The sequence below is a fragment of the Accumulibacter sp. genome, from assembly GCF_031732815.1.
In the GTDB taxonomy this organism is placed as follows: Bacteria; Pseudomonadota; Gammaproteobacteria; order Burkholderiales; family Rhodocyclaceae; genus Accumulibacter.
Genome location: NZ_JAVMKF010000002.1, coordinates 1 through 8,190 on the forward strand (window position 1 = coordinate 1; position 8,190 = coordinate 8,190).

Below are 8,190 nucleotides of genomic sequence, written 5' to 3' on the forward strand. Positions count from 1 at the left end.
CCTCGGCCTAAGGAGACCTTCATCGATCGTCCATCTGTGTCAGCATTGCGCTGAGTACTTGCCGTTCACCATTTGACCTTCCCGAAAGTTTGGGAAATCTGTTGCAATACCGATTGCTAACGTCGCTGAAGCATTTCTGCGCGCCGTGTCATGACTTCGGCAGGCCACTGGCTCTCGATCCAGGCCAGAACATTCTCAATTTGGCGATCCGTGAGCTTTCCGGCAAACGCCGGCATGTCCGAGGGATAGCCTTGCGGCGCGTTGGGCGGCACCATGCCGAACTTGATGATCGAGATGAGCTGCTCTTTCGGGTGGTGCCAGGTGTGGCCGGATTCATCATGTGGCGGCGCCGGTAATTTCCCATCCGGGCGGCGGGTCCGCCAGTCAGGTTGCCCCTCTCGCTTTGCACCATGGCAACTCGCGCACTCGGCTCGGTAAACGCTTTCGCCTTCCATCAACGCGTAGGGATCCCCCCGTTGCTTTTCTCCGCAGCCGAATGTGGTCAGTGACAGGAGTGCGACAGAAGACGCCGCTGCGACAACACTGAGGCGACGAGTCATTTTGCTTGGCGTTTCTTCGCTGCGGCCTCGGCGGCGGCAGCCTGCTTGGCCTTGGTCTCCTGGACGAGCCTAACGGCACCAACGATGTTGACTGCCGCGACGAGCAGGGCCGGCAGCAGCGGGAGTGGCTGCCCTGTCATCCATCCCCAGAAGAGAAGGCCAAAAAGGGCAAGCCCTCCGACCAGAAGTGTCATTGATCCAAAGCTGAACATCCCGCTTTGCTCTCCTGCCATGTTCGTACGCTCCTGTTGATTCGATGGCGTCGTTCTGACGCACACATTGAAAATGGGGTTGAAAGTATCGGGGGCGCGCCCTGGCGCCCCCGGTGTCTGCCAGCGTCAATCCTTGCCAACAGGGGGCGAGAGGATGTCAGCGAGCGGTATTTTCGCGTAGGCGTCGTCTTTCTTCTGAAGGTGTTCGATCAGTTCTGAAAGATTTATGTTCAATGTTTTTAGCACAACCTCCGGGAGTAGTGAAAGGGCTTCCGGAAGGATCCCTTCGGCGGGGCCGGGCAGGGCGGCCAGCGCCTTTTTTCCCAGTGGCCGCAGCTCTAGACCCACGCGCCGCATGTCGGCCTTGAGACGACTCTTTTTTAGATAGTTGAGCTCTACAAGTTTTTCCACGAGGAGGCTGGAGGTGGATTGGTGAATTCCCATGCGCTTGGCGAGTTCGCTTACGCCAATGCCAGGGTTGCGTTCAACCTCCTGCAGGACCCATGTGTGCGAGCCGGGCAGGCCGCAGCGTTCCTCGACATCCTTGAAATACTGGCGCATCGAACCGTAGATGATCCGAAACTGCTGGAGCACTTCGAGCGCTGTCGCGTTCTGATGGCTGGAATTCTGGCTCGGCATAACAACGGGTTTCCTACGCAATTAATCCATAGATGCCGCCCATGTACATTGCTAGGCAATGTATCATGGGCGATCGTTGGTGCGGCCCCGCTCCCGGGGAACAAGCTTCAATTTTGGCACGAAACGAACGGATTTCCAGAGAGCGCCCCCATTGGCCGTGTCTACACGTCTGATCTGGTGCGCGCCTTGATGCGGGTGGTGCGCAGATATGTGCAAAGTCTTTTTGTGACAGATATGGGGAAACGTCTGCTGAAGTACGTTCTTGGGGGGCGCCCCTATATCGTCGCTGGCGCAGCCGGCGCCAGGGGGGTCATTCGCCGCCGCATGAGCCGGGTGCGTTGGCGGACGCGAATTGTGCTCTGGGGCGCTGCGCTCGCGGCAGGACTGGCAGTAGTCGCTTTTGCGAAACTTGCTGATCTTGCGCTCGAAATTTTTCACGTCGCCTCTGAGAATCGCCCGTGGCTGCCGTTTTTGCTGACCCCCGTTGTTGGCATGGCGGCCGTTTGGCTGACGCGTCGCTATTTCGACGGCGCACAAGGCAGTGGTATCCCTCAAGTCATTGCGGCGGCGAGGTTGTCTGCGCGCGGGAATCCGGTGGGGCCACTGGTTTCTCTCCGAATCGCCGCGGGCAAGATTTTGCTCGGCACCTTTGCGCTGGTCGGCGGTTATTCGGTCGGGCGTGAGGGGCCTTCTGTCCAGGTGGCAGCCTCCATCATGCATGCAGCACAGCGTTGGCTTCCGCATCGCCGGGCGTTGCGGGCCCAGGACCTGTTGATTGCCGGTGGTGCGGCAGGTGTCGCGGCGGCGTTTAATACGCCTTTGGCGGGAATCGTGTTTGCGATCGAAGAATTGGGCCGTCGCCTTGAAACGCGTACGAGTGGGATCCTGCTCAGTACGATCATTCTGGCCGGACTGGTCTCGATTGCCTTGGTGGGCAATTACAACTATTTCGGGACCCTCTCGGTCGAGGCCGTGGATGCTGGAATCATTCTGCCAATCATTGTCAGTGGTGTCGTGTGCGGCGTACTGGGCGGCGTATTCAGCAAACTGCTGCTCTGGCCGATGCGCCATCCGGGCCAGTCGCTCTGGCAGTGGCGGGCACGCAATCCGATTCTGTTTGCCGGGGTATGTGGCCTGCTTGTGGCCGTGATCGGATTCGTGGGAGGCGGGTTTTCCTATGGTTCAGGCTATGTCGTAACGGCGCAGGTCGTAGCCGGTACGGCAGATACCCCATGGCATGCACCGGTGACGCGCTTTCTGGCGACGCTTGTCAGCTATTACTCCGGAATTCCCGGAGGAATCTTCGCTCCTTCGCTGGCGGTTGGCGCCGGCATCGGTTCGGATTTGGCCCATCTGCTTGGCGCCAGTAGCAACGTGCCGTTGATCGCTTTGTGCATGGCGGGGTTTCTGGCCGCAGTGACGCAGTCCCCGATTACGGCGGCCATCATCGTCATGGAAATGGTCGATGGCCATGAAATGGTGATCAGCCTGATGGCGATTTCCCTGATTGCGAAAGCGGTCAGTGCGCGCATCTCGCCGGAGCTCTACCAACAGCTAGCACTTGCCTGGTTGCGGCAGGATTCTCCGCGGAGAAGTGGTTGATTTACGCGTGGGCGATGCCGAAGATAAGGTAATAAAGTGCCGCGCCGATGGCCGCCGAAACCGGCACGGTCACGAGCCATGCCGCCGCGATCCGGAGGAGTGTCGAGCGCTTGACCAGCTCATGCCGATAGACCTTGCGAATCTGCTTGCGTTCGGCCTTTGAGAGCTGGGCATTCTCTGTATGGGCTTTAAGCCTCACCAGCATGGCGTTCTTTTCTGCAATGCCCGCCGCCTCGAAGCGATCCAGAAAATCCTCGACGACCGCCTTGTCTTCTCCTGCATGATGGAGTTTGATTTCCTCGATCATCTGCGAGTAGCTGGATTTGAGGAATTCACGCAGGAAACCGACGCCGAACACGCCGCCGACGGCGATATGCGTGGAACTGACGGGAAGGCCGAGCTGTGACGCCACGATGACCGTGACGGCGGCAGACATCGCAATGCAGAAGGCGCGCATCTGGTCGAGTTCCGTAATCTCGCTGCCGACCGTACGGATCAGTTTTGGGCCATAGAGCAGCAATCCGATGGCAATGCCGCTGGCACCCACGAGCATGACCCAGAGCGGAATGCTGGCCTTCGCGCTGACGGCGCCTGTATTGACGGCTGCCGAGATCGCGGCAAGCGGGCCGACAGCATTGGCGACATCATTGGCGCCGTGGGCGAAGCTGAGGAGGGCCGCCGAACAGATCAACGGGATCGTGAATAGTGTGTTGATACTGTCCTTCGTGTTTTCGAGCGACGTTACGCGGAGGGCCATCCGTTTTCGCATCAGAAGGTGCACGGCACTGCCGGCAACTATGCCGATAACGACGGCGGTGACCAGGCTGACCTTCCAGATTTTTCCCAGCCCCTTGAGGACCAGGTAGGTCGAGAACGCGAATGCCATCAGGCTGATTAGGAGCGGAACCACGCGGCGGGCAGCATCGACCATGTCGTCCTGATAGGTGATCGAGCGCTTGATCCAGTAGAGAAACCCTGCAGCGATGACGCCGCCGAGGACGGGGGAGATGACCCAGCTGGCGGCAATGCCGCTCAGCGTGGCCCAGTTCGCGGCCTGCATGCCGCCAGCGGTAATGCCTGCGCCAAGCACGGCGCCGATGATGGAATGCGTGGTTGATACGGGTGCTCCGAAGGCCGTTGCCACGTTGAGCCACAATGCGCCGGCGAGCAGGGCGGCCGTCATGAGCCAGATGAATCGCTCCGTGTCGCCGACGATTGCAGGATTGATGATTCCCTTCTGGATGGTGTTGACGACATCGCCACCGGCAATCAATGCGCCCGCCATTTCGAATACGGCGGCCAGCACAACCGCACCGGCCATCGAGATGGCGCGTGATCCAACGGCCGGGCCGACATTGTTCGCGACGTCATTGGCCCCGATATTCATTGCCATATAGCCACCGATCATCGCAGCGACGACGATCATGACCCCGTGTTCTCCGGAGACGTTCTGTGTCAGTCCGGTATAGAGCATGATTGCTACAACGAATAGCAGCCCGATGCCGAGGCGCAGGGTTTCGCGTCGACCGCGCTTTGTTGCCTTTTCAATATCGTCGATGTCAGTGAGTTGCATGTGGAACGCTTTCCGCGGCAGTTACGGGGATTTGCGTGTGGAGGACTTGGCAATTGCTTGCCAGAGCTGTTCCAGCGTCGCGAAGAGCAATGGGCTCGCCGGCGATGCGTGTGTGGCAAACAGTGCGACGACGGTTCGTCGGTCGAAATCGACCAGCAGGCTGGTGCCGTAAGGGCCGAGCAGCGCGATCCGGCTGCTCTTGCCACCCAAGCGCACAAAGCCATAACGAAGCTCGCTGCCACCGGGGAATCCCGATAGCGCAGGATCCGTTCGGTGCGTCGCTGTTGCGCTGAGTGCGGCCATCAGCCACTCGGGGATGGCTCCGCGCTTGTTGGCCAATCGATTGTCGAGCAGGAACTGGCCAACAAGGGCCAGGTCCCTTGGTGCTAGTGCGAGGCCTGCTGCCAGTTCGTTGCCCGAGCCATCGGTCAGCCAGAGTGCGGGATGCTCTGCGCGCATGGGGGCCAGCAGGTTGTCGCACAAGAGACTGGATAGGGAGTCCTTCTGACTTTCGGCGACGACCCATGCCAACAAGTCATCTTCCGGTCGGCCCAGCGGTGGTGGCGGCGATTCGCTGGCCGTCGCCGCCTCCCAAAGCTCCGGCGAAGCCAGCCACTTGTGCAGGTTGCCTGCAGCTGTCCCGCGCCAGCCGGAAATATCCCGCCACTGCGCGAGCTGCGCGTCGTTAAAAGCAAAATGGGCCTCGCCGTCGAGCAGGCGACGAACGGACAGCTTGCGCAAGGATGGTGTCTCGGTACCTCCCGGCAGCGCACGGCCGACCGCCTTGTCGATGGCAAGATGGCCTTGCGAGATTGCGACTGCAGCCAGCAATGAGAGTATTGGCCGCCCCCCGGAAAGCAGCATGCGGGGCTGGCCGGGATCCGTTCCATCCCGGAAATATTCGGCGATGATCTTGCCATTACGCATGGCAACCATGGCATCGGCATCGATCCGGTGCGAAAGGATGAAGTGGAGGCTGCGCCGCTGCTCATCGGTTGGATCGAGCGTCTCGACCTTGGCAAGATCGATCAAAGCAGGCTTCGCACCCCGGTTGCCGGAGACAGCGGGCGGCGTGATCCGAATGCTCGGCATGAACGTTGGTGCGTGGATCTGCGCCGCGCGCAGATAGCCGGGGGAGAGCCAGTTATCCTGCTCGATCCATCGGCCCAATTTCTTCTCCTGACCAGGCGTAAGCTTTTCGATCTGGCAGCGTTCCGTGGTGCTGCCTTGCGCGAAGGGCGCAGCGGCAATTGTCGCTGCCATCAAGAGTCGTCGGATCATGCCGTGCCTCCTGGGAACATCAGTAGCTCTGAAGCAGTACGGACCGCATCATGAAGGTTGCCGGTTGCAGCCAGTTGGGTGCGCAGCCAGTCGGCATCGCTCGTCGCCGGATATAGACGTGCCAGCCAGCTTTCACAGCCGAGGGCCGTGGCGTCCTCCTGAAGGCGGTCCAGCAACTCCTCGATATGCTCGCGCAACGGCCGTTGACGCCGCGCCGCGGGTTCCGAACGCTGCCCGTCGATGCCGAACCGGCACGCCTGAAACTTGTTGTAGCGGGCGACATGGCGAAGACCTTCGGCATCGAAGGTCGGGCGCTCCCGCAACAGGTAGCGGCAGAGTGACTGCGCCAATGCGGCGAGCGCCGTGGCTCGCTCGATCGAGAGCGGCGTGTCGCAAACACGGATCTCGACCGTGCCATATTCGGGCTTGGGCCGAATGTCCCAGTAGAGGTCCTTGATGCTATGCGCGATGCCGCAGTCCTGGAGCAGTCTGAAATGGGAGATGAAGGCCGCCCAGTTGTCCAGCGGTGGACATTGCCCGCTCAGGGGGAATGCGGAAACAGCGTTGAGACGGGCTGACTGGAAGAGCGTGTCTTCTCCGTCAATGAAAGGCGACGACGCGGAGAGCGCAATGAACGCCGGCACGTACTCGCCGAGGGCCTGTGTCAGCCAGATGGCGTCGTCGGCATTGGAAACGCCGACGTGAATGTGTTGGCCGAAAACGGTGAACTGCTTTGCAAGATAGCCGTAGCGCTGATAGATCGCGTCGAATCGCTCACCTGGGCAAAGTCGTCTTTCCGGCCAATGGTGGAACGCGTGCGTACCACCGCCAGCAAGCGCGATATTGTTGTGTTTGCAGTGGGCGACGAGCGTTTCCCGCAGGCCTTCGAGATCCGAGGCAATCCCCGTGACGGTCTGCTGCGGCAGGGTACTGACCTCGATCATGCTTTCGGTGATTTCCAGCTTGATTTCACCAAAGCGTTCGTCGTAGCGCAGCGTCTGCATCAGGTCAGTCGCGCCCCGGGTCAGGTCATAGTCACGACGGGAAAGCAGTTGAAGCTCCAGCTCGACGCCCAGCGTGAGTGGTTGGCTCTTCGTGAATTCACCGATTGCTGCAGCCGTCATGCGATGCCTCCCTTGCGACCGCCGATGTCATGCGCTTCTCCCGACCGTGCCAGCGCCAGGCGGCAAAGTACTGGCCCGGAGATCTCCATGATTGCTGCCGCAAACAACGGCAGCAGCAACGAAGTGCGACCCACCTCGGGATAGAGGCTTGAAATCTCATAGGCCATGAAAACTGCAGTGGCTGACAGGGGCTGGATACCGACGCCAATCCAGAAGCGCTTTGCTACAGGAAGGTCTGTCGCAGTGAAATGAACGGCCGCCAGCTTGGCCCCTGCGCGCACAATCAGGAGCCCGATGGCCTGCAGGGCCGTCATCCAGGAGAATTCCCACCAGGGCAGCGAGGCGCCGACAATGACGAAGAGGATGATTGCCAGCAGCCAGTGCGCCTCAGGCAGAGCCGTATAGGCCAGCGTCTGGCGCCGGTCGTTCAGCGCCAGCAAGGCACCCATGATGAACAGCGTAAGAAAGACCGGAACGGCCATCATCCGTGCAATCCCAACCGCAAGCAGTGCCATCGCGACGAGCACAAAGACCTGTGCGAGAGAGCGCTTGGGGAGTCGTCCGGCGACCGCGAGCGCAAAGCGCGAAATGGTCCACGCAATGGCCGTTGCGCCGACCGCAACCCAGAGCGGGTGAATGACGGCATTGGCCCAGTCGTCGCTCAGTTCGGCGTGGACAATGCCCAGAACGAAGGTGAAGAGAACAAACGAAGCTGCCGTGGCGATGGCCGTGTGCAGGATGATGCGCTCCGTGACTTGCCCTTGTGCTGCAGATTCTTCCACCGTCAGGAGAACCACGGCAGGTGCCGATGCCATTGTGACCGCGGCCGTGGCGGCGGCCCAGCTGGCGCCGAGACCGACGATGCCCCAGGCAAAAAGCAGAACGGCAACGAACGAGAGGGCGACATCTGCGGCCGTGGCGCGCAGCAGGCGATGATTGCCGATCAGCCATCTGAGATCCAGTCGCCGCCCGGCCTCCATCAGCAGAAGGCCAAGCGCTGCGTCGGCAATCGGACGGGCGTGCGCCAAGGATTCGGCGCTGATCCAGTTGAGCGCTGACGGGCCGAACACGATGCCTGCGAGGACGTAGCCCACCATCTTCGGCCAGCCGAGCCGCGCCCGCAGCCACTCGCCGGCGAGCAGGCCGACGACAAGCAACAGGCTGAAGAGTGCCAAGGTGTCGATCTGATCGGGGAATGG

The 8,190-nt window shown here is 60.8% G+C and carries 8 protein-coding genes; 1 reads left to right on the forward strand and 7 read right to left on the reverse strand.

The annotated features are described in order from the left end of the window. Nucleotides 1-116: 116 nt before the first annotated feature. The 3 genes from RKP46_RS00045 to RKP46_RS00055 form a co-directional block, all read right to left on the reverse strand. Nucleotides 117-560 (reverse strand): cytochrome c, encoded by a 444-nt coding sequence (locus tag RKP46_RS00045; protein WP_311104728.1) that lies wholly within the window; start codon nucleotides 558-560, stop codon nucleotides 117-119. Beyond that, complete coding sequence (locus RKP46_RS00050) at nucleotides 557-772, reverse strand: hypothetical protein (protein ID WP_311104729.1); 216 nt, start codon at nucleotides 770-772, stop codon at nucleotides 557-559. The genes RKP46_RS00045 and RKP46_RS00050 overlap by 4 nt, the downstream gene beginning before the upstream one ends. Before the next feature lie 126 nt (nucleotides 773-898). Beyond that, nucleotides 899-1,411, reverse strand: coding sequence for a MarR family winged helix-turn-helix transcriptional regulator (locus tag RKP46_RS00055; protein ID WP_311104730.1), 513 nt, complete (start codon nucleotides 1,409-1,411; stop codon nucleotides 899-901). 324 nt (nucleotides 1,412-1,735) lie between these two features. Here RKP46_RS00055 and RKP46_RS00060 point away from each other — a divergent pair, with 324 nt between their 5' ends. Then, entirely contained in the window at nucleotides 1,736-3,013 is a 1,278-nt protein-coding gene (locus tag RKP46_RS00060; RefSeq protein ID WP_311104738.1) for a chloride channel protein, read from the forward strand. A gap of 1 nt (nucleotide 3,014) precedes the next feature. On the opposite strand, the gene RKP46_RS00065 is transcribed toward RKP46_RS00060, so the two are convergent. The 4 genes from RKP46_RS00065 to RKP46_RS00080 form a co-directional block, all read right to left on the reverse strand. Further along, the gene (locus RKP46_RS00065) at nucleotides 3,015-4,586 is read right to left on the reverse strand and encodes an inorganic phosphate transporter (RefSeq protein ID WP_311104731.1); all 1,572 of its coding nucleotides are present in this window, start codon (nucleotides 4,584-4,586) and stop codon (nucleotides 3,015-3,017) included. A gap of 21 nt (nucleotides 4,587-4,607) precedes the next feature. Next, nucleotides 4,608-5,849: a hypothetical protein gene (locus RKP46_RS00070; RefSeq protein ID WP_311104732.1), complete on the reverse strand. Its 1,242-nt coding sequence runs from the start codon at nucleotides 5,847-5,849 to the stop codon at nucleotides 4,608-4,610. 14 nt (nucleotides 5,850-5,863) lie between these two features. Then, entirely contained in the window at nucleotides 5,864-6,991 is a 1,128-nt protein-coding gene (locus RKP46_RS00075) for a YbdK family carboxylate-amine ligase (protein WP_311104733.1), read from the reverse strand. Beyond that, nucleotides 6,988-8,190: cation:proton antiporter (locus tag RKP46_RS00080; protein ID WP_311104734.1), on the reverse strand; the 1,203-nt coding region annotated here is incomplete at its 5' end. The genes RKP46_RS00080 and RKP46_RS00075, both read right to left, overlap by 4 nt.